Here is a 24640-nt window from a genome sequence, read left to right on the forward strand (position 1 = left end):
GCAGTACCGCAACGACCTTCGAGCCGATAATGAAAAAACTACTCACCCCACTCCTCGCAGCCCTATTGCTGACTGACGGTGCGATTGCCGCTGCCGACTCCGCCGTGGACCTGACCGTCAAAGGTCGTATTACCCCGAGTGCCTGCCAGCCCGCCATCACGAACGGAGGCGCCATTGATCACGGGAAATTGTCAGCCAAGGATCTGAACATTGAAACGCTCACGATCCTGCCCGAATACCGCCTGCAATTGAGCATCCGATGCGAAGGGCCCACGCTGCTGGCCCTGAACACTGTCGACAATCGAGCTGGCTCTGCATTGGAGCCCAGCCTTCACGGCCTGGGCCTGGTCAACGGCAGCGAAAAACTCGGCAACCTCACGTTCAGCCTCGCGGATCCAGTCAGCGAGTCCGGCTCCATGAGACCCATTGTGTCTTCCAACAACGGCGCCACCTGGATGTCCGGCAGCCACCTGACCCACGGCCTACTGACCGCAGTGACCAGTATGGGCAGCCCAGCCTCCGTTCCCACGGCCTTCACCACGCTGGATGCGACCCTGGTGTTTTACACACAGATTGCTCCGGCCAACACACTGACCCTGACCCAGGAAGTGCCGCTGGATGGCCACGCCACATTGCAAGTGAAGTATCTATAACCCTGCGGCCATAGCGCACTTTCTCGCACCGGACAACGCACACAAAAAAGCCGTTTGTCCTCAACAGACAAACGGCTTTTTATAAGAAGACAGCTAACCCTTGGAAAGGATCATTCCCACTCAATCGTCGCCGGCGGCTTGCTCGACACGTCATACGTCACGCGCGAGATACCTTCGATCTCGTTGATGATACGGCCGCTGACGGTTTCCAGCAGTTCGTACGGCAGGTGTGCCCAACGAGCGGTCATGAAGTCGATGGTTTCCACGGCACGCAGGGCCACGACCCAGGCGTAACGACGGCCATCGCCTACCACACCAACCGATTTCACCGGCTGGAACACCACGAAGGCTTGGCTGACTTTGTGGTACCAGTCGGCCTTGCGCAGTTCTTCGATGAAGATGTGGTCGGCGCGACGCAGCAGGTCGGCGTATTCCTTCTTCACTTCACCGAGGATCCGCACGCCCAGGCCCGGGCCTGGGAATGGGTGGCGGTAGACCATGTCGTACGGCAGGCCCAGTTCCAGGCCCAGACGGCGGACTTCGTCCTTGAACAGTTCGCGCAGCGGTTCTACCAGCTTGAGGTTCATTTCCTCAGGCAGGCCACCCACGTTGTGGTGGGACTTGATCACGTGGGCCTTGCCGCTCTTGGCGCCGGCCGACTCGATCACGTCGGGGTAGATGGTGCCCTGGGCGAGGTACTTGATGTTGTCCAGGCTGTTGGACTGGGCATCGAAGACGTCGATGAAGGTGCGGCCGATGATCTTGCGCTTCTTCTCCGGGTCGGACTCGCCGGCCAGGTTATTCAAGAACTGATCTTCGGCGTTGGCGCGGATCACCTTGACGCCCATGTTCTCGGCGAACATGGCCATCACCTGCTCACCTTCGTGCAGGCGCAGCAGGCCGTTGTCGACGAAGACGCAGGTCAGTTGGTCGCCAATGGCTTTGTGCAGCAGCGCCGCAACCACGGAGGAGTCAACGCCGCCGGACAGGCCGAGCAGCACGTTGTCGGTGCCGACTTGGGCACGTACGTTGGCGATGGCGTCTTCAGCGATCTTCGATGGGGTCCACAGGGCTTCACACTCGCAGATGTCGAGGATGAAGCGCGACAGGATGCGGCCGCCTTGCTTGGTGTGGGTCACTTCCGGGTGGAACTGCACGCCGTAGTAGCGACGCTCGTCGCTGAACATGCCGGCGATCGGGCAGCTCGGGGTGCTGGCCAGGATGTGGAAGTCTTCCGGCATCTTGGTGACTTTGTCACCGTGGCTCATCCACACGTCGAGGCCGAACAGGCCGTCGGCGTCGACGTGATCTTCGATGCCGTCCAGCAGGCGGCTCTTGCCGACCACGTCCACACGGGCATAACCGAATTCACGCAGCTCGGAACCTTCAACCTTGCCGCCCAGTTGCTCGGCCATGGTCTGCATGCCGTAGCAGATACCGAAGACCGGCACGCCCAGATCGAACACGGCTTGCGGGCAGCGCGGGCTGTTGGCTTCGTGCACGGACTCGGGGCCACCGGCGAGGATGACGCCTTTCGGTGCGAATTCGCGAATCGCTTCGTCGTCCATGTCGAACGGATGCAGTTCGCAGTACACACCGATTTCACGCACGCGGCGGGCAATCAGTTGGGTGTACTGGGAACCGAAGTCGAGGATCAGGATGCGGTGGGCGTGAATGTCGAGGGCCATGAAGTCAGTCTCGTCTAATGAATCAGAAACAACTCGGGGCTGAAGAACAGCCCCGGTTACTTAACATTTTGCTGGAAGCCTCAACCTACGCGGTAGTTTGGCGCTTCCTTGGTGATCTGCACGTCGTGGACATGGGATTCAGCCATGCCTGCGCCGGTGATCCGCACGAACTCTGGCTTGGTGCGCATTTCTTCGATGTCGGCGCTGCCGGTGTAGCCCATCGAGGAACGCAGGCCGCCCATCAGTTGATGGATGATGGCGCTCAGGGTGCCTTTATAAGGAACACGGCCTTCGATGCCTTCCGGTACGAGCTTCTCGGCGCCTGCCGAGGAGTCCTGGAAGTAACGGTCGGACGAGCCTTGAGCCTGGGACATGGCGCCCAGCGAACCCATGCCACGGTAAGCCTTGTACGAACGGCCCTGGAACAGTTCGATCTCGCCTGGCGCCTCTTCGGTACCGGCGAACATCGAGCCCATCATCACGCAGGAAGCACCGGCTACGATGGCCTTGGACAGGTCACCGGAGAAACGGATGCCGCCGTCGGCGATCAACGGAACGCCGGTGCCTTCTAGGGCTGCGGCGACGTTGGCGATGGCGCTGATTTGCGGCACGCCCACACCGGCGACGATACGCGTGGTGCAGATCGAGCCAGGGCCGATACCGACCTTGACTGCGTCAGCGCCGGCTTCGGCCAGGGCCTTGGCGGCAGCGCCGGTGGCGATGTTGCCGCCGATCACCTGCACTTCAGGGAAGTTCTGCTTGACCCAACGTACGCGGTCGATCACGCCTTTGGAGTGACCGTGTGCGGTGTCGACCACCACCACGTCCACACCGGCAGCCACCAGGGCTGCAACGCGGTCGCCGGTGTCTTTACCGGTACCAACGGCAGCGCCCACGCGCAGACGACCTTGGTCATCCTTGCTGGCCAGCGGGTAAGCCTTGGCTTTTTCGATGTCGTTGACGGTCATCATGCCTTTGAGGGCGAATTTGTCGTCGACGATCAGCACGCGCTCGATGCGGTGCTTGTGCAGCAATTCGCGCACGTCGTTCTTGTCGGCGCCTTCCTTGACTGTGACCAGACGCTCTTTAGGCGTCATCACGTCGCGGACGGTGACTTCAAGACGGTTTTCGAAACGCACGTCACGGGAAGTGACGATGCCGACCAGGTCGCCATCGTGCAGCACGGGAACACCGGAGATGTTGTGCAGACGAGTGAGGTCGAACAGGTCTCGCACGGTGGCGTCGGCTTCGATGGTGATTGGATCTTTCACCACACCGGCTTCGTAACGCTTGACCTTGCGTACTTCGGCAGCTTGCTGCTCGATAGTCATGTTCTTGTGGATGATCCCGATACCGCCTTCCTGCGCCATTGCAATGGCCAGGCGGGCTTCGGTAACGGTGTCCATCGCAGCGGAAACCAGAGGAATATTCAGCTCGATGCCACGGGTTAGGCGGGTCTTGAGACTGACTTCGTTAGGAAGCACCTCGGAATAACCGGGCACTAGGAGAATGTCGTCGAATGTCAGAGCTTCTTGGCTGATACGCAGCATCGCGGGGGCTCCCGAGCGGGAAAATGGAAGCGCGCCATTATATACATGCACCCTGTCGGGCTCAATGTAAAACTCTGACAAACATGGTAATACTGATAGATGGATTAAAGTTCGACTTTGACCCAACTGATCTTCTGGTCCAGCCAATCAGCAAATTCGTCGATAAAGCTCTGCTTGAACCCCGCCTCCGCCCAGTTGTTGAAGATGAATCCCAGGTTGGAAAACCCGCATTCCTGCAGGAACAGGAACCCATTGATGTCATCTTCATGCCCACACAACGGGCAGGTGAAGTTATCGGTGTGGCCGGGCATCCAGTCTTCCAGGCTTTCGAACAGCGCTTCACCGACTTCCCTGCGGCACTCCGGGCAGCCGGCTTCTTCGAGAAAGCCCTTGGCCGGGGTGTAGATGCAGCGCTTGTAGATGATCTCCAGGCCATTGACCGGCTCGTTGAACGGCAGCGCCTCGGGGTGCAGCACCACGGCGCGGGCGCTGTCGGCCAGGGCGTAGGCCATGCGGTTGCCGGTGCGGCCACAGGTGGTGAGTTCTTCCTTGATGATGTTCTTGCGCACCAGCCAGCGCACGATGGCCCTGGCGCGGGGTTCGTGGACGGGCAAGGTGGAGATTTTCGGGACAAGGATGCTTTGGGAGTTCATGAGAGTCCTGCGGTGTGGCTTCTGGCCTCATCGCGGGCAAGCCCGGCTCCCACATTGGAATGCACTCAACTGTGGGAGCCGGGCTTGCCCGCGATGACGCCCGGGAGGACGGCAGCTTAATCCCTGAAGAAATCAGGTCAAGTGCTCAAGTACCGCCCAATCAATGCAATGCCACTGGCCAATACCAGCCAGGTCACCAACCGGACGAAGGCCTCACGGGACATGCGCATCGTCAGCCTGCGCCCACACCACAAGCCCAGGACCATCGCCGGCAACAGGCACAGCGCCAACAGCAACAGCGGCAAATCCGCGTACACCCCGGCAATCAGGAACAGGCTCAAGCGCACCACGGTGCTGCAACTGATCAGCGCGCTTTGGGTGGCCCGCGCCGCGTCCTTGGGCAAGCGGCTGTTCAGGTAGATCGCATATAAAAAGCCACCACTGCCAAACAGCGCGCCAAACAGGCCGCCGACAGTGCCCATGGGAATCGACCAGCCTTTGGCAAGCTGCGCGGGGCGGGCTTTTACGGCCAGGGTGTAAACGGCATAGACACTGATAAACAGCCCCATCAACAACAGCAACAGGTCCGAATGCAGGTTGAGCAAAAACACCACGCCCAATGTGCAGCCGATGGCCATGCACGGCAGCAGTCGCAGCAGTTCCGGCGTGTCCACGTCCCGCCGGGTTTGCAGCAGGCCGCCGAAGGCCGCGACAAAATCCAACAGCACCAGCAACGGGATGATCTTCGACAATGGCATGAACAGAATCAGGATCGGCCCCGCCACCAGAGCGGTGCCGAAGCCGGCAATACCGAACACGATGTATGCCACGACGACACCCACGCCGATTACCAGCCAATCCACACCGCCAAACGACCACTGACCCATCAGCTCAACCGGGCTCATGACGTATTCCTTGAAAGAGATAGCCATCACTTTAGCCATCGGCGAGGGTTGCGACTAATATCGTCAAAGCCCTCCACCCATCTCGAAAAGGCATGACGCGTGATTTCCACTCGCCAACTGCGTTACTTCGTCGAAATCGCCGACAGCGGCAGCTTCGGCGCCGCCGCCGAACGCCTGTTCGTGGCGCAATCGGCCCTGAGCCGGCAGATCAAGGCGCTGGAAAACCAGCTGCAAACAGCGCTGTTTGAACGTACCGCGCGCCAGCCACGACTCACCGCAGCGGGCGAAGCCTTTTATCCGCGGGCGCGCAACCTGCTGAGTGAACTGGCCAAGGCCAGCGAGGTGGCGACCCAGGTCGGCAACGGTCAACTCGGCACCCTGCGCCTGAGCCATTCGAGCACTGTGCCGATGAGCGGCGTTTTACTGCAAGGTATCAGCACCTGGCTGGAGCGCTGCCCCGGCGTGTCGATGGATATCGTCAAACTGTCCTCTGAAGCCCAACTGGAGGAAATCGCCGACGGCCGCCTGGATATCGGCCTGCTACGGCTGCCGGTCCTGCGCCAGCGCGAAGGTGTACGCGTGGAGCCTTTATATAAGGAACAATTGCTGCTGGCAGTGCCGCCGAATCACCGGTTGGCACGTAGCAACGCGCCGGTCGACCTGGAGCAGCTCAAGGATGAAGCGTTTATCTCGATCCCCCATCCGCAGCGTGGTGGCCTGAGTTATCTGTCGGCCGAACTGTGCATGCGCGCAGGATTTTTCCCTAAGGCGGCGCGGGTCATGTCGCGCAAGACCACGCAACTGCAACTGATCCAGGCCAGCTTCGGAATTGCCTTGTTACCAAAATCCATGCAGGACATCGCCCCCGCCAATGTGCACTTTTTACCGCTGGCCGACCCGGACTGCCTCAGCACCGTAGCCGTGGCCTGCCAGCAGGCGCCGAGCCCGCTGGTGGAGCAATTCTGTCAAACCTTGCACGAATGCCTATAAACTGCTGCCCATGATTAAAGACCCCTTTGCCCGCCTGGGCCTGGACCGCGAAGTCCTGACTGTCAGCCAACTCAACGGCCGTGCGCGGGTGTTGCTGGAAGACGTGTTCACCAATATCTGGGTCGAAGGCGAGATCTCCAACCTCGCCCGCCCGGCCTCCGGCCATGTGTATTTCACCCTCAAGGACAGCGGCGCCCAGGTGCGTTGCGCCTTGTTCCGCAACAATGCCGCGCGGGTGCGCCAGGCACTCAAGGATGGCCTGGCGGTGAAGGTACGCGGCAAGGTCTCGCTGTTCGAGGGCCGTGGCGACTACCAGTTGATCCTCGACACCGTGGAGCCGGCTGGCGATGGAGCGCTGCGCCTGGCCTTCGATGCGTTGAAGGAAAAGCTCAGTGCCGAAGGCCTGTTCAGCGCCGAACGCAAGGTGCCCCTGCCCGCCCATCCTCGACGCATCGGTATTATCAGTTCACCGACCGGCGCGGTAATCCGCGACATCATCAGTGTGTTCCGCCGCCGGGCGCCGAACGTTGAGCTGACCTTGATCCCCACCGCCGTACAAGGCCGCGAAGCGATCGCACAGATTGTGCGGGCGCTGAAGCTTGCCGACGCCCGAGGCTTTGACGCGCTGATCCTGGCCCGTGGCGGCGGCTCCCTGGAAGACCTGTGGTGCTTCAACGAAGAAGCTGTTGCGCGCGCAGTGGATGCGTGCGTCACGCCTATCGTCAGCGCCGTCGGCCATGAAACCGACGTGTCCATCAGCGATTTCGTGGCGGACGTGCGTGCGCCCACGCCGTCTGCCGCCGCTGAATTGCTGGCACCGGATGCCAGCCATCTGGTGCGCCAGGTAGAAAACCTGCATCGGCGCTTGGTGATGCTGATGCGCAACCGCCTGAGCCACGATCGCCTGCGCCTGGAAGGCATGGCCCGTCGCCTGCGCCACCCGGGCGAGCGTTTGCGCCAGCAGGCCCAGCGCCTGGATGACCTGGACATGCGCCTGCGCCGCGCCTTCGAGCGCAGTCTCAATACCCGTCGCGAACGCTTGATCCGCCTGGAGACCCGCCTCGCCGGCCAGCACCCCGGCCGCCAACTGGCGCTGTTGCGCCAGCGCCTGGACAGCCTCGCCGAACGCCTGCCCCGCGCCATGCGCGAAGGCCTCAAGGCGCGTCGCCTGCAACTGCAAAGCCAGGTACAGACGTTGCAGGTGGTCAGCCCGCTGGCGACCCTGGGCCGTGGCTACAGCATCCTGCTGGACGAGCGCGGCCAGGCCATTCGCAACGCAGCGCAAACCCACACCGGCCAACGCCTCACCGCACGCCTCGGTGAAGGCCAATTGCAAGTGCGGGTGGAAGACAACCACCTGACACCCGTCACCCTTTCGCTATTGGATTGATTGATGCCACGTCTTTTTAGCTTGTTGATGCTGCTGTGCCTTGCCTTTAATGCCCACGCTGACAGCTACATCAGCCGCACTCTGAACAAACCGGTGCCGGGTGGCGTTGCGGTGGTCGACCTCGGGCCTTCCGCCGGTGCGCCTAAAGCCACGTACCAAGGCAAACCGGTGCTGGTGGTGAAGGAGCAGGACAATTGGCTGGCGATTGTCGGCATCCCGCTAACCGTCAAGCCGGGCAACGAGCGCCTCAGCAGCGGCGGGCGCAGCCTGCCGTTTATCGTCGGCTACAAGAAATACCCGGAACAGCGCATCACCCTGAAAAACAAAAGCCAGGTCAACCCAGCCCCCGCGCAGCTCAAGCGCATCGAGGCCGAGTTGGCAGTGCAGATCAAGGCGTACCGCAGCTTCAGCCCTAACCTGCCGAGCAACCTGGTGCTGGATAAACCGGTGAACGGGCCGCTGTCGAGCAAGTTCGGCGTACGCCGTTTCTTCAACGGCGAAGAACGCAACCCGCATTCGGGCCTGGATTTCGCCGTACCGGCCGGCACGCCGATCAAGACGCCGGCGAACGGCAAGGTGATTCTGGTCGGCAACTACTTCTTCAATGGCAACACCGTGTTTGTCGATCATGGCCAGGGGTTTATCAGCATGTTCTGCCACATGTCGGTGATCGACGTGAAGGTGGGCCAGCAACTGGTGCGGGGTGCGGTGGTGGGCAAGGTCGGTGCGACAGGCCGCGCGACCGGGCCGCATATGCACTGGAATGTCAGCCTCAACGACGCCCGGGTGGACCCGGCGATCTTTATCGGCGCGTTCCAGCCCTGAATGACTCGATTGCGCGCGCTGCAAAGCACGCGCAATTAAATTCAGCGCCCGCCACATTCCCAGGCATAAAATCTCGATTCCTACGCAAATAGAAGAACTTCTCTCAATTTTTAGCGACTGCTTGCCATCTTTCACCCCGGCGGTTAGGGTTGAGCTTATGAAAACCTCTCACACCCTCATTCAGCTTCGCCAGCACCGCAGCCTGTGCCTCGTCAGCGCACGACTGCCAGGCTGAATCGATCTGCCTCGTCTCTACGCTTTATCCCCAAAAACAGTTTTACGGCAGGCCGCCTTTTCTCGGCCCCTACAACAAAGGATTTCCCGATGAGCATGCTCAAAGACCCGTCTTCGAAGTACCGCGCGTTCCCGACCATCGACATCCCGGACCGCACCTGGCCATCGAAGACCATCACCACCGCGCCCATCTGGTGCAGTTCCGACCTGCGTGATGGCAACCAGTCGCTGATCGAACCGATGGACGCAGTGAAAAAGCTGCGCTTCTGGAAGACCTTGGTCGCCGTCGGCGTGAAGGAAATCGAAGCGTCGTTTCCGGCTGCGTCGCAAACCGACTTCGACTTCGTGCGCACCCTGATCGAAGACAACCACATCCCCGAGGACACCACCATCCAGGTGCTGACCCAGGGCCGTGAAGACTTGATCGCACGCACCTTCGAATCCCTGCGCGGCGCCAAGAAAGCCATCGTGCACTTGTACAACGCCACGTCGCCATCGTTCCGCCGCATCGTGTTCAACCAGGACAAGGACGGCATCAAGGCCATCGCGGTCAATGCGGCCAAGCTGTTCGTCAAATACGCCGCCCAGCAGCCGGAAACCCAGTGGACCTTCGAGTATTCGCCAGAGACGTTCAGCGCCACTGAGCTGGAGTTCGCCAAGGAAGTCTGTGACGCGGTGATCGAGGTGTGGAACCCGACGCCTGAGCACAAGATGATCCTCAACCTGCCAGCCACCGTTGAGTGCGCCACGCCGAACATCTATGCCGACCAGATCGAGTGGTTCGGTCGCCATATCAACCGTCGTGACAGCGTGATCATCAGCCTGCACACCCACAACGACCGTGGCACCGGCGTAGCCGCCACCGAACTGGGCCTGATGGCCGGCGCTGACCGGGTCGAAGGCTGCCTGTTCGGCAACGGCGAGCGTACCGGCAACGTCGACCTGGTCACCGTGGCCCTTAACATGTACACCCAAGGCCTCGACCCACAACTGGACTTCTCCGACATCGACGGCGTGCGCAAAGTCGTCGAGGAGTGCAACCAGATCCAGGTGCACCCACGTCACCCGTACGTCGGCGACTTGGTGCACACCGCATTCTCCGGTTCCCACCAGGATGCGATCCGCAAGGGTTTCACCCAGCAGAAAGACGATGCGCTGTGGGAAGTGCCGTACTTGCCAATCGACCCCGCCGACATTGGTCGCAGCTACGAAGCCGTGATTCGTGTGAACAGCCAGTCGGGCAAAGGCGGCATCGCCTACCTGCTGGAGCAGGAATACGACATCAGCTTGCCGCGCCGCATGCAGATCGAATTCAGCCAGGTGGTCCAGGCCGAAACCGACCGTGTGGGCCTGGAGATGACCGCACCACAGATCTACGCCTTGCTGCAACGCGAGTACTTGCAGGCCAACACCCCGTACGCGCTGGTCAGCCATCGCTTGCAGGAAGAAAACGGCAACAGCTTTGTCGAAGTGGAAGTTTCCGGCAAAGGCCAGGGCGAAACCAACCTGCACTGGAAAGGCAAAGGCAACGGCGCACTGGAAGCCTTGGTTGCCGGCCTGCCGGTAGCGGTCGAGATCATGGACTACAACGAACACGCGATCGGCGCGGGCACCAATGCCAAGGCAGCGGCCTACATCGAGCTGCGTGTGAATGGCGAGCGTCCGGTGCATGGCGTGGGCATTGATGAAAACATCACCACAGCCAGCTTCAAGGCGCTGTTCAGCGCGCTGAACCGCTCGCTGAGCCAGTTGGAAGCAAAGGCGGCTTAACACACCGCTGAAATGCAAAAGGCCCCTGGGTGAGAACTCAGGGGCCTTTTTGCTGGGCTTTATATTTGCGGTGTCTGTCAGGTCCTCATCGGGGGCAAGCCCCCTCCCACATTTGGAATGCGTTTCCCTGTGGGAGGGGGCTTGCCCCCGATAGCGGCCTGTCAGACAAACTGAAAGCTATCGGCATCCAGGTTCGCCGGAAACCTGGTGCGGTACGCCGCCAGTTCAGCCGCGTCCAGGCACACCTGAAACACTCCATCGGCCTCCCCCGCACTCAGCAGGGTTTCGCCCTGGAAATCCAACACCTGACTGTCCCCGGTGTAGGCAAAGCCCTTCCCATCCGTGCCCACCCGATTCACCGCCGCCACATAACACAAGTTTTCGATGGCTCGCGCCGGCAACAGACGATTCCAATGCTGGCGCCGCGCACCCGGCCAGTTGGCGGTGTACAGCAGCAGGTCCGTATCCTGGGCATCGCGGCTCCACACCGGAAAACGCAGGTCGTAGCAAATCAGTGGCCGAATGCGCCAGCCCTTCAATTCAAACTGCACCTGCCGTTCGCCGGGAGTGTAGTGGTCATGTTCACCGGCCATGCGGAACAGGTGGCGCTTGTCGTAATGCAGCACCTCGCCATCCGGCCGCGCCCACAGCAGGCGGTTGCGGTGGCTGCCGTCAGCGGCCTGGATGATCACACTGCCGGTGATCACGGCGTTGTACTTCGCCGCCTGGGCTTGGAGCCATCTATGGGTAGGGCCGCTTTCCGGTTCAGCGAGAGTGGCCGACTCCATGGAGAAACCGGTGGTGAACATTTCCGGCAATACGATCAGATCGGCGCCCTTGGCCTGCTCCAGCAGCAGGTCGAAGTGCTCAAGATTGGCCTGACGGTCGTGCCACGCGAGTGTGGTCTGGACCAGGGCGATAGTCAGGTTCGGCAGTGCACTCAGATCACGCATAGTTTTTCAGCTGCTTGGCGCAGCGTCTCCTCGCGTTTGGCAAAGCACAAGCGCACCAGGCGCTGGCCTTGGGGTGGGTGCTGGTAGAACACCGAGACGGGGATGGTCGCGACGCCGTGTTCGCGGGTCATCCACAGGGACATGGCGACGTCATCAAGGTCCGGGCGAATCTGTGAGTAATCCACCAATTGGAAGTAGGTACCGGTCACTCGGGTAAAACTGAATCGCGATGGTTCCAGCAAGTCGCAAAACAGATCGCGCTTTGCTTGATAGAACGCGGGCAATTCGTCGACATGCTCCGGGTGTTCGGCCATGAAGTCGGCCAGCGCGAACTGCAACGGCGTCACGCCGCAAAAGTTGACGTATTGGTGCACCTTGCGCAGCTCGGCGGTGAGCGCCGGTGGCGCGACTACATAGCCGGTTTTCCAGCCGGTCACGTGGTAGGTCTTGCCAAAGGAACTGACCACAAACGCGCGCTGGTACAGCTCTTCGTGGGCCAGCACGCTGACATGGGGCACACCGTCAAAGACCAGGTGCTCGTAGACCTCGTCGCTGACCAGGTAGATATCGCGGTCGCGGATCAGCTCGGCCAACTGGTCCAGCTCGGCGCGACTGATCAGGGCGCCCGTGGGGTTATGCGGGGTGTTGAGGATGATCATGCGCGTACGCGGCGACAACGCGGCCTTGATCTTCTCGAAGTCCAGCGCGAAGCCTTGCAGGCTCAGTTGCACATGCACACAGCGACCACCGGCCAGCTCGACCGAGGGCTCGTAGCTGTCGTAGCAGGGGTCGAACACGATGACTTCATCGCCGTTGCGAATCACCGCCTGGATCGCGCAGAAGATCGCCGCCGTGGCGCCTGGGGTGATGGTCACTTCAGTGTCAGGGTTGACCGCGGCGCCGTAGTGGCGGGCGATCTTGGCCGACACTTGTTGGCGCAGGGCCGGCAGGCCGGTCATCGGGGAATATTGGTTGTGTCCGCTGGCAACATGCTTGCCCACCGCATCAAGCAACGCCTGGGGGCCATTGAAATCGGGAAAGCCTTGGGACAGGTTGAGCGCGCCGGTTTCGGCAGCCAATTGCGACATGGTGGTGAAAATCGTGGTGCCGACATTCGGCAGCTTGCTGGTGATCATGGGAGCCCCCTTCGGGTGAGCTACAAGTTTTAAGCTGCCAGCTGCAAGCAGGTCAAGGGGCAAACCGTCACGCACAAAAAAGGGCTCCAAAGGAGCCCTTTTTTGCAGCTTGCAACTTGAAGCGGCGCTTATTTCTTATCGCGGCGTTTCTTGTCGGCCTTCTTGTGGTGAGTCATCAAACGACGCTTCTTGTTCACCTGACGGTCCGTCAACGTGTTCTTGTTGCCTTCGTATGGGTTCTCGCCACCCTTGAACTCGATACGGATCGGCGTACCGACCAGTTTCAAGACACGACGGTAGGTGTTTTCCAGGTAACGCACATAGGACTTGGGCACCTTCTCGATCTGGTTACCGTGGATCACGATAATCGGCGGGTTGGCACCACCCAAGTGGGCGTAACGCAGTTTGATCCGGCGGTTGTTGACCATCGGCGGCGCATGCTCGCCCACCGCGTCTTCCAGGATCTGGGTGAGGCGGTTGGTCGGCCAGCGGGTAACGGCGGACTTGAACGAGTTCTGGACGGAAGCGTAGAGGTTGCCCACGCCGGTGCCGTGCAGTGCCGAGATAAAGTGGATATCGGCGAACTCGACGAAGAACAGCCGACGTTGCAGCTCGATCTTGACGAAATCGCGCTCGCTCGGCGTCATGCCGTCCCACTTGTTGATCGCGATCACCAGTGCCCGACCCGCTTCCAGGGCAAAACCCAGCAGGTTGAGGTCGTGGTCTACCACGCCTTCGCGGGCGTCCATCACGAAGATCACCACGTTGGCGTCTTTGATCGCTTGCAGGGTTTTCACCACGGAGAACTTTTCAACTTCTTCGTGGATCTTGCCGCGCTTGCGCACACCAGCGGTGTCGATCAGCGTGTACTTCTCGTCGTTACGCTCGAACGGGATGTAGATACTGTCGCGGGTGGTGCCGGGCTGGTCGTACACGATAACCCGGTCTTCACCGAGCATACGGTTGACCAGGGTGGACTTGCCAACGTTGGGACGGCCGATGATGGCGATCTTGATACCGTCTTTTTCACTCGGGCCAGGAATGCGCTTGGCTTCCTCACCTTCGGCAACGATCTCCTCGATGCCTTCTTCTTCCTCAGCGTCATCCTTCGGGAAGTCGCGCAGGGCGATTTCCAGCATCTGGGTGATGCCGCGACCGTGGGCACCGGCGACCGGGATCGCATCGCCCAGGCCCATCGGGCTGAATTCGGCGCGGGCCGCTTCAGGATCGATGTTATCGATCTTGTTGGCGACCAGATAGGAACGCTTGTTGCGCTTGCGCAGGTGCTCGCCGATCATCTGGTCGGCAGCGGTGTAGCCTGCGCGGGCGTCCACCAGGAACAACACGACATCGGCTTCTTCAATGGCCAGCAGCGACTGCTCGGCCATTTTTTCGTCCATGCCATGCTCGTCACCGGAGATACCACCGGTGTCGACAATAATATAGGAGCGCCCTTGCCACTTTGCCTCACCGTATTGGCGATCACGGGTCAGACCGGACAAGTCGCCGACAATGGCGTCGCGAGTCCTGGTCAGGCGGTTGAACAAGGTGGACTTGCCGACGTTAGGTCGGCCCACCAGGGCGATTACGGGAACCATGCGGCTCTCCACTTCGTTATTTCAGAAAATACAAAAGCCGCTGCAGGGCAGCGGCTGGTGCTCGGGGCAGCATCGTCAGATGCCGCATGCCCCGCCGAAGCGGGGCCGCCTGGGTGTTACCCCAAGCATAGTTCTTACTTGATGGTCAGGGCTTCCAGCTTGCCGCTGTTGCCATACACATAAAGCATGTTACCCACCACCAGCGGACGCGCACGCAGGCCGTCGCTGTCGATACGCTCACGACCTACAAAGCGACCGTCCACCTGGCTCAGCAGGTGCAGGTAGCCTTCGAAGTCGCCGACGGCTACGTAGCTGGAGAAGACTTCCGGTGCCGACAGCTGACGGCGAGCCAGGGAATCGTTGCTCCACAACGCGGTGGTGGAACGCTCGTCGACACTTTCAACGGTGCCGGACGCCAGGCTGACATAGACGCTGCCAAACCCTTGGGCGACACCGGCGTAACTGGAAGCATCACGCTGCCAGTTGACGCGACCGGTTTGCAGGTCCAGTGCAGCTACGCGGCCCTGGTAGGTGGCAACGTAGAGGGTTTCACCCGACAGCAGCAAGCCACCGTCGATATCCACGACGCGATCCAGTTCGGAACGACCTTGCGGGATGGCCACACGGGTCTCCCAGGCCGGCACGCCGTTCTGGGTGTCCAGGGCGACTACTTTACCGGTCGACAGCCCTGCAACGGCCAGATTGTTGGTCACAACCGGACCACTGGTACCGCGCAGGGTCAACACCGCAGGGGTGCTGTCGTACAACCAGCGCTGGTTGCCGGTAGCGGCATCCAGACCGATGACACGGTCATCCTGGGTTTGCACCACGACGATATCGCCGTTGGTGGCAGGCGGCGCGAGGACTTCACTGGTCACGCGAGCGCGCCATTTCTCTTCACCGGTGCTGGAATCCAGGGCAACCACTTCGCCCTTCAGCGTGCCGACCATCACCAGGCCGTAACCCACGCCTACAGCGCCGGACACGGGCAACTCGAGGTCTTTCTTCCACTTGACGTCGCCGTTCATGCGATCCATGGAGATCACCACGCCGGTCACGTCAGCGGCCACAATGTTGTCACCGTCGATTGCCGGTACCAACATGTTGTAGGTTTCGCCCTGACCGTCACCGATGGAGCGACTCCACTGCTTTTGCAGAACGACTTCTTCCTTGAAGCTGGTCAGCTCGGCCGGAGGCAGTTCTTTTTTACTGTTGCTGCTGCAACCCGCGGCCAGAACGGCCAGAGCCAGCAATGCTGCATGTTTCCAACGGATCACGTCACGCATCCCCTTTGGCCAAGTCGTCGAGCTTGATTTGTAAGCCACCGACCGCCGCTTCATCAGACAGCGCCGCCTTGGCTTTCTTGTACGCAGCATTGGCTTCGTCGGTACGACCCAATTGGACCAACAGGTCGCCCTTGAGCTCTTCGCGAGTGGCTACAAATGCCTTGTCCGCATCGCCGTCGAGCAGTTTGAGTGCTTCGTCGGCCTTGTTCTGAGCCGCCAAAACCTGGGCCAGGCGCTGACGTGCGATTTCACCCAGGGTCGGGTTGGTCGGCTTGTCGGCGATTGCCTTCAGCTCTGCAGCAGCGTCATCCAGCTTACCGGTGTCGACCGCAACTTTCGCGACGAACAGGCTGCCGTATTGGGCGTACGTGCTACCGCCGAATTCGTTTTTCAACTTGCCGGCCAGGTCGGCAACCTGCGCTGGATCAGGCTTGCCGTCTGGCGTCAGAGTAGTTTCCAGCAGTTGCTGGTAAACGATCGAGGCGCCTTGGGATTGGTTGGCCTGATACTTGGTCCAGGCTTGCCAGCCGAACACCACCACTAAAGCCAGCAGGCCGCCAGTAACCAGGGGCTTGCCGTTACGCTGCCACCAGTCCTTGAACTCAGCCAGTTGATCATCATCAGAACTCGACACCCCAATACTCCTTAAATCGCTAAATTCGGCTGTTCGACAGCTTCAACCCTGCACGACGCAGGTGGCCAAGTGCGCAGCGAGCGCATCAAAGGCAATGTTCTGTTGCTCGCCCTGGCCACGCAGGGGTTTGAAACCTATCACTTGCTGGGCCAATTCGTCATCGCCGAGGATCAGTGCATACAGCGCACCGCTCTTGTCGGCCTTCTTGAACTGGCTCTTGAAGCTACCGGCGCCAGCATTGATCTGCAGGCGCAGGTTTGGCAGTTGGTCACGCACTTTTTCGCTCAAGGCCAGGGCCGCCAATTCGGCTGCCTCGCCAAAGGCGCAAAGGTACACATCCACCTGACGAGAGATTTCTTCCGGAACCTGTTCCAGGGTTTCCAGCAGCAGGATCAGCCGCTCGATACCCATAGCGAAACCTACACCGGTGGTCGGCTTGCCGCCCATCTGCTCGACCAGGCCGTCGTAACGGCCACCGGCGCACACAGTGCCCTGGGCGCCGAGCTTGTCGGTGACCCACTCGAACACTGTCTTGCTGTAGTAATCGAGGCCGCGCACCAACTTCGGGTTGATCACGTAGGGAATGCCGGCGGCGTCCAAGCGAGCCTTGAGGCCCTCAAAGTGCGTGCGCGATTCATCGTCCAAGTAGTCGGCCATTTTCGGCGCGTCGACCAGTACGGCCTGAGTGTCGGCGTTCTTGGTATCCAGTACGCGCAATGGGTTGGTTTTCAGACGGCGCTGGCTGTCTTCGTCCAACTTGTCCAGATGAGCCGAGAGGTACTCGACCAAGGCCACTTTATAACGGCCACGGGATTCGCTGGTGCCCAGGCTGTTGAGTTCAAGCTTGACTGCATCGCGGATACCCAGCAGGCCCCACAGGCGCCAGGTCAACACGATCAGCTCGGCGTCGATGTCCGGTCCATCGATGTTGAACACTTCCAGGCCAATCTGGTGGAACTGGCGGTAGCGGCCTTTTTGCGGGCGCTCGTGGCGGAACATCGGGCCGATGTACCACAGTTTCTGCGGCTGGCCAGCACCGGTGAGGCCATGCTCAAGCACGGCGCGCACGCACGCGGCAGTACCTTCCGGACGCAGGGTCAGGGAGTCGCCGTTACGGTCTTCAAAGGTGTACATCTCTTTTTCGACGATGTCGGTCACTTCACCGATGGAGCGCTTGAACAGCTCGGTGAACTCGACGATCGGCATGCGGATCTGCTTGTAACCGTAGTTATCCAGCAGGCGCGCGACAGTATTCTCGAAGTAACGCCACAAGGGCGTCTGCTCCGGCAGGATGTCGTTCATGCCGCGAATGGCTTGTAGAGACTTGCTCACATCAAATCCTTAAATTCGTTCTTAGCCGCGCGCGATCAGCGCTGCGTCAGCGGCGACCTTTTCGGCCGCTTTCTCGCGGATCAGTCTTTCGAGCTCATCCACCAGATTGTCATTCGTTAACTTCTGCGCCGGCTTGCCGTCGATGTAAATCAGGTTCGGTGTACCGCCGGTCAAGCCCACATGGGCTTCCTTGGCTTCACCCGGCCCGTTGACCACGCAGCCGATCACCGCAACATCCAGCGGTACCAGCAGGTCTTCGAGGCGTAACTCCAGGTCGTTCATGGTTTTCACCACGTCGAAGTTCTGCCGCGAGCAACTCGGGCAGGCAATGAAGTTGATGCCACGGGAACGCAAACGCAGGGATTTGAGAATGTCGTAGCCGACTTTTACTTCCTCTACCGGGTCTGCCGCCAACGAGATGCGGATAGTATCGCCAATCCCTTCGGCGAGCAGCATACCGAGACCCACCGCAGATTTCACTGTGCCTGAGCGCAAACCGCCAGCTTCGGTGATACCCAGGTGCAACGGCTGCACGATTTCCTTGGCCAGCAGGCGATAGGCTTCTACTGCCATGAACACGTCGGAGGCCTTTACGCTGACCTTGAAGTCCTGGAAATTCAAGCGTTCAAGGTGTTCAACGTGGCGCAGTGCCGACTCAACCAGCGCCGCCGGGGTAGGCTCGCCGTATTTCTTTTGGAGGTCTTTTTCCAGGGAACCGGCGTTGACGCCGATGCGGATCGGAATGCCACGATCACGGGCAGCATCCACCACAGCGCGCACACGGTCTTCACGACCGATGTTGCCCGGGTTGATACGCAGGCAATCGACGCCCAGTTCGGCTACGCGCAACGCGATCTTGTAGTCGAAGTGAATGTCGGCAACCAACGGCACCTTGACCAGTTGCTTGATGCGGCCGAAGGCTTCGGCGGCGTCCATGTCCGGCACCGAAACCCGAACGATGTCGACGCCGGCGGCTTCCAGACGGTTGATCTGGGCCACGGTGGCGGCTACATCGTTGGTGTCGCTGTTGGTCATGCTCTGTACGGCGATGGGGGCGTCGCCGCCCACCGGCACCGAGCCGACCCAGATCTTGCGCGATACGCGACGTTTGATTGGAGATTCGCCGTGCATGACTATTGTCCCAACTTGAGGCGAGCGGTCTCGCCACTGGTGAACGGCGCCACGTCCACAGGCTGACCGTTGTAGGCCACTTGCGCGCCACGGGCATAGCCCAGACGCAGCGTCAGAGGAGGCTTGCCGCCTTGGTCGAGCGTATCTCCCTTACGCTTCAGACCGCTAAACAGCACTTTGCCATTGCCATCGGTGACTTGCGTCCAGCAGTCGGCAATGAAGGTAATTTGCACGCGGCCATCACCAGCAATCAATACCGGCGTGGTGGGCGGTGAAATAGCAGGTACTGCCGGAACAGCTGGGGCAGGAGCCGCTGGTGCAGGAACTGCCGGCGTATGCGCCTGGGCAACAACGGGGGCGGCCGGTGTTGCAGCTGTTGCCGGAGCAGGCACTGCAGCGTTCGCAGCAGGGGCGGTTTCCGGCAGAGGCTGTTCGGTAGCGAGCGGGGCTTCGGGCGCGGCTTGGCCTTCGGCAACGGCCTGATCTTCAGGCTCATCCAGCGGATGAATCTGGGTGGTGCCGTCGGCGCTTTCGACTTCGACGTGCTCCAAGGCGTTGCTGGTCAGATCTTTGGTGCGCTGGGACGTCTGGTCTTGCCACCAGACAAACCCACCGCCGATCACCGCGATCAGCAGCAACAAGCTGACAACTCGCAAAATGGTGTGGGAAACCCGCACCGGCTCCTCGATACGACCCAGGCCATGAACACTGCTGCCTTGGGAGTTGGTACCGGTGAACTGATCGAATTCCTGGACCAGTAGGGCCTGATCGATCCCCAGCAACTTGGCATAGGCACGGATATAACCACGGGCGAATGTATGCCCAGGCAGTTTATCGAACGCGCCGGCTTCAAGGTTGGCCAGGGACGTAGTGGTCAAATTGAGCTTGAGAGCCACTTCTGCCAGCGACCAACCATTGCTTTCGCGGGCCTGACGCAAGGTGTCGCCTGGGTTTACGCGATTAGCTGCTACAACTTCCGGGTGCGCCGCTTTCATCATTGCTCCGACAGGTATTGCTGATATTCCGGCGTACCGGGATAGAGTCGTTCGAGTTGCTGGCCAAAACGTACGGCCGTGTCGAGTTCGTCATGAACTGTCGCCAGGCGCATACCGAGCAATAGACTACGTGCATTTTGCCCGCTGAGCAGGCTAAAACGCTCGTAATAGTCACGTGCCGACACATAATGCCTGTCTTCGTAAGACAACTCAGCCATTTCGAGCAATGCGCGAGGCTGACGACTGTTCAGGTGCAGGGCTTTTTGCAGTTGCTGGCGAGCGCTGTCGCGCTGGCCGAGGCGCATCGAGGTGACCCCAAGGTTCTCGAACACCCGCGAACGCTCTGGGTAGAGGGTGTCCGCAGAGGCTTGCTGGAAATAACGGGAAGCCTGGTCATAACGTTTCTGCTCGAACAGGAAACTGCCATAGTTGTTCAGCAGCCGAGGGTCGGCAGGACGGGAGGCCAGCGCCTTTTTGAAATACTGATCGGCCAGCTCAGGCTCGGCCTGGGCCTGGAAAACCAGGGCCAGTGCGGCATTGGCGTCGGCATCATGGCTGTCCAGCTCAAGGGCCTTTTTCAATGGAACCTTGGCTTGTTCGCTCATGCCCTGCTGCAGATAACCCAAACCCAGTTGCACGTAGGCAACTCGCGCCTCATCACGGCCTTTACCGGTTTGCAAAGGGCTCTCATGGCCCGATGAAACACAACCGGTCGCAAGACCGGTAACCAGCAAGAGCAGCGCAAGGCGCAAGGGCATAGAGATCCTCTCTCAGATTCGATTCACAGCGATCTGCGGCATATCTTCGGCGGCATTCAGTTCACGCACGGCGATATAACGTTCGCTGCGACGGGTGCGATCCAGCACCTGTCCTACCAATTGACCACAGGCCGCATCAATGTCTTCACCACGGGTGGTACGCACAGTGACGTTATAACCGGCCTGGTGCAGTTGATCCTGGAAACGGCGGATGGCGTTGTTGCTCGGCCGCTCGTAGCCAGAATGGGGAAACGGGTTGAACGGGATCAGGTTGATCTTGCACGGAGTGTTCTTGAGCAACTCGATCATCTCGACCGCGTGCTCGACCTTGTCGTTGATGTCCTTGAGCATGGTGTACTCAATGGTCAGCACGCGCTTTTCACCCAAGGTCGCCATATAACGCTGGCAAGATTCGAGCAGCATCTTAAGCGGATACTTCTTGTTGATCGGCACCAATTGGTTACGCAATGCGTCATTGGGTGCATGCAGCGACAACGCCAGGGAGACGTCGATGTGCTTGGCCAGCTCATCGATCATCGGTACCACGCCGGAGGTCGACAGGGTCACACGGCGCTTGGAGATGCCGTAGCCCAGGTCGTCCATCATCAGGTGCATGGCCGCAATGACGTTGTCGAAGTTCAGCAACGGCTCACCCATGCCCATCATCACCACGTTGGTGATGGCACGGTCGACGGTCGCCGGGACGCTGCCAAAGGATTTGTTGGCAATCCACACCTGGCCGATGACTTCGGCGGCGGTGAGGTTGCTATTGAAGCCTTGCTTGCCGGTGGAGCAGAAACTGCAATCCAGGGCACAGCCTGCCTGGGACGAAACGCACAAAGTGCCGCGTTTGCCCTGGGGAATGTACACGGTCTCGACGCAGCTGCCGGACGCCACGCGCACCACCCACTTACGGGTGCCGTCGGTGGAAATGTCCTCGCTGACCACTTCGGGACCACGGACTTCAGCAATAGCCTTGAGCTTGTCGCGCAGGGCCTTGCTGACGTTCGTCATGGCGTCGAAATCGTCGACGCCAAAATGGTGAATCCATTTCATTACCTGACCGGCACGGAAACGCTTCTCCCCGATTGAGTCGAAGAATTTCTCCATTTCCGGCTGGGTCAGCCCCAGCAGGTTGGTTTTAACAGTCGATGTAGTCATGGATTCACCCTCACTCTTTAAGCCAATGCTTAGCGAGCGGTTACTTCAGTAGCAGCGAAAAAGTACGAGATTTCGCGAGCAGCGGCAGCTTCGGAGTCCGAGCCGTGTACAGCGTTGGCGTCGATGGATTCAGCGAAGTCAGCACGGATGGTGCCGGCAGCAGCTTCTTTAGGGTTGGTAGCGCCCATCAGCTCACGGTTCAGAGCGATAGCGTTTTCGCCTTCCAGAACCTGAACAACAACAGGACCGGAGATCATGAAGGCAACCAGGTCGCCGAAGAAGCCACGAGCGCTGTGCTCAGCGTAGAAGCCTTCAGCTTCAGCCTTGGACAGTTGCTTGAGTTTCGAAGCTACAACCTTCAGGCCGGCTTTTTCGAAACGAGTGGTGATCTCGCCGATGACGTTTTTTGCAACAGCGTCAGGCTTGATGATGGAGAAAGTACGTTGAACAGCCATGGTGTAACTCCAGAAACGGTAATTTACGAAAAATTAAACCCGCGAATTATACGCGGGTTATTGGGTATTGCCTAACTGCGTAAAAAGGCGGCTCAGTCTGCTTCTTCGATCCACAGGCCTTGAATCGCCTCCAGGACCTTCTCGCCACCCCGATCAGGGATGTCATCGAAGTCCGGCAGCGCCATCACCAGATTGCGCAGCTTGACGAAGTTGACAGTCAGAGGATTGACCTCAGGATGAGCTTCAGCAAGTTGTATAGCGATTTCTTGTACATCAACCCATTTCAGGCTCATGACAGTTCCTTGAATCAATGCGGCGCTTCGGCCGCATGGTTGAGCGAATACTTCGGAATTTCGACGGTGATGTCCTCAGTCCCGACCTTTGCCTGACAGCTTAGACGCGAATGCGCCTCCAGGCCCCAGGCACGATCAAGAAAGTCCTCTTCCAGCTCGTCCGCTTCTTCCAGGGTGTTGAACCCCTCGCGAATGATGCAGTGGCAGGTGGTGCAGGCGCACACACCGCCGCAGGCGCTTTCGATCTCGATGTGGTTGTCATGGGCAACTTCGAGAATGGACTTGCCGGTCTCAGCCTCCACGACCATACCGTCCGGGCAGTGCTCGGCGTGTGGCAGAAAAATGACCTGCGGCATTAATTATTCCTCGATTTCATTCAGGTTGCGTCCCGCCAGGGCGGCTTTGACCGTCTGGTCCATACGGCGGGCGGCAAAGGCATCGGTCACTTGCGACAGGCGCTTGGTCTGTTGCTCGATGGCATAACCATCGGTGCCTTTCATCAGTTCGGCCAATTCCTGCATCTGCAGGTCGATGACCATGCGCTCTTCGGCATCCAGCAGGCGTTCGCCATCGGCTTCAAGTGCGCCCTGCACCGCTTCGAGCAGGCGCTGGGCATCCACTTGCTGCTCGCGCAGTACACGTGCGACCTTGTCGTCACCGGCATATTGGAACGAATCCTTCAGCATCTTGGCAATTTCGCCGTCGGTCAGGCCGTAGGACGGTTTGACCTGGATGCTCGCCTCCACACCCGAACCCAATTCACGGGCAGCCACGCTGAGCAGGCCGTCGGCATCGACCTGGAAAGTCACACGAATCTTCGCCGCACCCGCGACCATCGCCGGGATACCGCGCAATTCGAAACGCGCCAGGGAGCGGCAGTCGCTGATCAGCTCACGCTCGCCTTGCAGCACATGAATCATCATGGCCGTCTGGCCATCTTTGTAGGTGGTGAAGTCCTGGGCGCGGGCGACGGGGATGGTGGTGTTGCGCGGAATCACCTTCTCCATCAGGCCGCCCATGGTTTCCAGGCCCAAGGACAGCGGGATCACGTCAAGGAGCAGCAGTTCGCCGCCGTCGCGCTTGTTGCCGGCCAGTGTATCGGCCTGGATCGCAGCGCCGATGGCCACGACTTGATCCGGGTCGATCTCGGTCAGTGGCTGGCGACCAAAGGCGTCAGCCACTGCTTCCCGAACACGCGGTACGCGGGTAGAACCACCCACCATGACCACAGCACCCACGTCGTCCAACTCGATACCGGAATCACGCACGGCGCGACGGCAGGCTTTCAGGCTGCGGGCAACCATCGGTTCGATCAACGAATCGAAGGCTTCGCGAGTCAGTTGGGCCGACCAGCTGCCGTAGGAAACCTCGACAGAAGCAGCGTCAGTCAATGCTTCCTTGGCCGCGCAGGCGGTTTGCAGCAGGTTACGTTGCGCGCCCGGATCAAGGTCAGCCGACAAACCGGCACTGGTGATGATCCAACCCGCAATGGCATGGTCAAAGTCATCGCCGCCCAGGGCACTGTCGCCACCGGTGGCCAGTACCTCAAACACACCGCCGGTCAGGCGCAGGATCGAAATATCAAAGGTGCCACCGCCCAGGTCGTAAATTGCGACCAGGCCTTCGGCGTGTTGGTCGAGACCGTATGCCACGGCGGCAGCGGTCGGCTCATTGAGCAGGCGCAGCACGTTCAGGCCGGCGAGCTTAGCCGCATCCTTGGTAGCCTGGCGCTGGGCATCGTCGAAATACGCTGGAACCGTGATCACCGCACCTACCAGTTCGCCACCCAAGGTCTTTTCAGCGCGCTGGCGCAGCACCTTGAGGATATCGGCCGACACTTCCACCGGGCTTTTCGGCCCCTGGACAGTGTCGATGAACGGCATATGGGATTCGCCGCCGACAAAACGGTATGGCAGTTGGTCGCCCAATTGCTTGACGTCGGACAGACCACGACCCATCAAGCGCTTGACCGACAGCACGGTATTCAAGGGATCGGTAGACGCAGCCAGCTTGGCCGACTCACCGACTTCGACGCGATCCGCGTGATAGCGCACGGCCGACGGCAGGATGACCTGGCCATCAGCGTCGGGCAGCGGCTCGGACAGGCCGCTGCGCAAGGCAGCGACCAGGGAATTGGTGGTGCCCAGGTCAATCCCGACCGCCAGGCGACGCTGGTGCGGTTGTGGGCTTTGGCCGGGTTCGGCGATTTGCAGTAGAGCCATGGTAATCAGGTCTTATCTGTCTATCAGG

At 60.1% G+C, this 24640-nt stretch carries 23 protein-coding genes; 5 read left to right on the top strand and 18 right to left on the bottom strand.

All coding sequences use genetic code 11. The features are described 5' to 3' along the window. Window positions 1-29: 29 nt before the first annotated feature. A complete protein-coding gene (locus PspS35_RS23985) occupies window positions 30-653 on the top strand; it encodes a DUF1120 domain-containing protein (RefSeq protein WP_159937065.1) in 624 nt (207 codons plus the stop codon). Window positions 654-763: 110 nt separating this feature from the next. Here the strand turns inward: PspS35_RS23985 and guaA are convergent, their stop codons facing one another. The 4 genes from guaA to PspS35_RS24005 all read right to left on the bottom strand — a co-directional run bounded on the left by guaA (window position 764) and on the right by PspS35_RS24005 (window position 5449). Further along, window positions 764-2341, bottom strand: coding sequence for a glutamine-hydrolyzing GMP synthase (gene guaA, locus PspS35_RS23990; protein WP_122489116.1), 1578 nt, complete (start codon window positions 2339-2341; stop codon window positions 764-766). Between the two features lie 80 nt (window positions 2342-2421). After that, window positions 2422-3891 carry an IMP dehydrogenase gene (gene guaB, locus PspS35_RS23995; RefSeq protein ID WP_090400665.1) on the bottom strand — a complete coding sequence of 490 codons (1470 nt, stop codon included), beginning with the start codon at window positions 3889-3891 and terminating at the stop codon, window positions 2422-2424. A gap of 104 nt (window positions 3892-3995) precedes the next feature. Further along, window positions 3996-4544 (bottom strand): sugar ABC transporter ATPase, encoded by a 549-nt coding sequence (locus tag PspS35_RS24000; RefSeq protein WP_159937066.1) that lies wholly within the window; start codon window positions 4542-4544, stop codon window positions 3996-3998. A 137-nt stretch (window positions 4545-4681) separates the two neighbouring features. After that, window positions 4682-5449, bottom strand: a complete 768-nt coding sequence (locus tag PspS35_RS24005; RefSeq protein ID WP_159938113.1) for a sulfite exporter TauE/SafE family protein — start codon at window positions 5447-5449, stop codon at window positions 4682-4684. Window positions 5450-5548: 99 nt separating this feature from the next. Between PspS35_RS24005 and PspS35_RS24010 the strand changes: the two genes are divergently transcribed. The 4 genes from PspS35_RS24010 (at window position 5549) to leuA (ending at window position 10658) form a co-directional block, all read left to right on the top strand. Further along, on the top strand, window positions 5549-6439 hold the full coding sequence (locus PspS35_RS24010) for a LysR family transcriptional regulator (RefSeq protein ID WP_159937067.1): 891 nt from the start codon (window positions 5549-5551) through the stop codon (window positions 6437-6439). Window positions 6440-6449: 10 nt separating this feature from the next. Beyond that, on the top strand, window positions 6450-7829 hold the full coding sequence (gene xseA / locus PspS35_RS24015; protein WP_159937068.1) for an exodeoxyribonuclease VII large subunit: 1380 nt from the start codon (window positions 6450-6452) through the stop codon (window positions 7827-7829). Between the two features lie 3 nt (window positions 7830-7832). After that, a complete protein-coding gene (locus PspS35_RS24020) occupies window positions 7833-8654 on the top strand; it encodes a M23 family metallopeptidase (RefSeq protein WP_159937069.1) in 822 nt (273 codons plus the stop codon). A gap of 324 nt (window positions 8655-8978) precedes the next feature. Continuing rightward, window positions 8979-10658: a 2-isopropylmalate synthase gene (gene leuA / locus PspS35_RS24025; RefSeq protein WP_159937070.1), complete on the top strand. Its 1680-nt coding sequence runs from the start codon at window positions 8979-8981 to the stop codon at window positions 10656-10658. 161 nt (window positions 10659-10819) lie between these two features. On the opposite strand, the gene PspS35_RS24030 is transcribed toward leuA, so the two are convergent. The 14 genes from PspS35_RS24030 to hscA form a co-directional block, all read right to left on the bottom strand. Continuing rightward, window positions 10820-11611, bottom strand: coding sequence for an amidohydrolase (locus PspS35_RS24030; protein WP_159937071.1), 792 nt, complete (start codon window positions 11609-11611; stop codon window positions 10820-10822). Beyond that, complete coding sequence (locus PspS35_RS24035) at window positions 11599-12747, bottom strand: pyridoxal phosphate-dependent aminotransferase (RefSeq protein ID WP_159937072.1); 1149 nt, start codon at window positions 12745-12747, stop codon at window positions 11599-11601. The genes PspS35_RS24030 and PspS35_RS24035 overlap by 13 nt, the downstream gene beginning before the upstream one ends. Window positions 12748-12875: 128 nt before the next feature. Next, window positions 12876-14345: a ribosome biogenesis GTPase Der gene (gene der / locus PspS35_RS24040; RefSeq protein ID WP_106578275.1), complete on the bottom strand. Its 1470-nt coding sequence runs from the start codon at window positions 14343-14345 to the stop codon at window positions 12876-12878. Between the two features lie 134 nt (window positions 14346-14479). Next, window positions 14480-15631 carry an outer membrane protein assembly factor BamB gene (bamB, locus tag PspS35_RS24045; protein ID WP_159937073.1) on the bottom strand — a complete coding sequence of 384 codons (1152 nt, stop codon included), beginning with the start codon at window positions 15629-15631 and terminating at the stop codon, window positions 14480-14482. After that, complete coding sequence (locus PspS35_RS24050; protein ID WP_159937074.1) at window positions 15624-16265, bottom strand: YfgM family protein; 642 nt, start codon at window positions 16263-16265, stop codon at window positions 15624-15626. The genes bamB and PspS35_RS24050 overlap by 8 nt, the downstream gene beginning before the upstream one ends. Window positions 16266-16307: 42 nt before the next feature. After that, on the bottom strand, window positions 16308-17597 hold the full coding sequence (gene hisS / locus PspS35_RS24055; RefSeq protein ID WP_159937075.1) for a histidine--tRNA ligase: 1290 nt from the start codon (window positions 17595-17597) through the stop codon (window positions 16308-16310). Window positions 17598-17618: 21 nt separating this feature from the next. Then, window positions 17619-18728, bottom strand: coding sequence for a flavodoxin-dependent (E)-4-hydroxy-3-methylbut-2-enyl-diphosphate synthase (gene ispG, locus PspS35_RS24060; protein ID WP_099585613.1), 1110 nt, complete (start codon window positions 18726-18728; stop codon window positions 17619-17621). A 2-nt stretch (window positions 18729-18730) separates the two neighbouring features. Beyond that, entirely contained in the window at window positions 18731-19723 is a 993-nt protein-coding gene (locus PspS35_RS24065; RefSeq protein ID WP_159937076.1) for a RodZ family helix-turn-helix domain-containing protein, read from the bottom strand. Beyond that, the gene (gene pilW / locus PspS35_RS24070) at window positions 19723-20481 is read right to left on the bottom strand and encodes a type IV pilus biogenesis/stability protein PilW (protein ID WP_159937077.1); all 759 of its coding nucleotides are present in this window, start codon (window positions 20479-20481) and stop codon (window positions 19723-19725) included. The genes PspS35_RS24065 and pilW overlap by 1 nt, the downstream gene beginning before the upstream one ends. A gap of 12 nt (window positions 20482-20493) precedes the next feature. After that, window positions 20494-21642, bottom strand: a complete 1149-nt coding sequence (gene rlmN, locus PspS35_RS24075; protein ID WP_159937078.1) for a 23S rRNA (adenine(2503)-C(2))-methyltransferase RlmN — start codon at window positions 21640-21642, stop codon at window positions 20494-20496. A gap of 29 nt (window positions 21643-21671) precedes the next feature. Then, window positions 21672-22097, bottom strand: a complete 426-nt coding sequence (gene ndk / locus PspS35_RS24080; protein WP_003175956.1) for a nucleoside-diphosphate kinase — start codon at window positions 22095-22097, stop codon at window positions 21672-21674. A gap of 92 nt (window positions 22098-22189) precedes the next feature. Continuing rightward, entirely contained in the window at window positions 22190-22390 is a 201-nt protein-coding gene (gene iscX / locus PspS35_RS24085; RefSeq protein ID WP_032879605.1) for a Fe-S cluster assembly protein IscX, read from the bottom strand. Window positions 22391-22404: 14 nt separating this feature from the next. Next, the gene (fdx, locus tag PspS35_RS24090; RefSeq protein WP_017736823.1) at window positions 22405-22746 is read right to left on the bottom strand and encodes an ISC system 2Fe-2S type ferredoxin; all 342 of its coding nucleotides are present in this window, start codon (window positions 22744-22746) and stop codon (window positions 22405-22407) included. 3 nt (window positions 22747-22749) lie between these two features. Further along, window positions 22750-24612 carry a Fe-S protein assembly chaperone HscA gene (gene hscA / locus PspS35_RS24095; protein ID WP_159937079.1) on the bottom strand — a complete coding sequence of 621 codons (1863 nt, stop codon included), beginning with the start codon at window positions 24610-24612 and terminating at the stop codon, window positions 22750-22752. Between the last annotated feature and the right edge of the window lie 28 nt (window positions 24613-24640).

Source organism: Pseudomonas sp. S35 (genome assembly GCF_009866765.1).
GTDB lineage: Bacteria > Pseudomonadota > Gammaproteobacteria > Pseudomonadales > Pseudomonadaceae > Aquipseudomonas.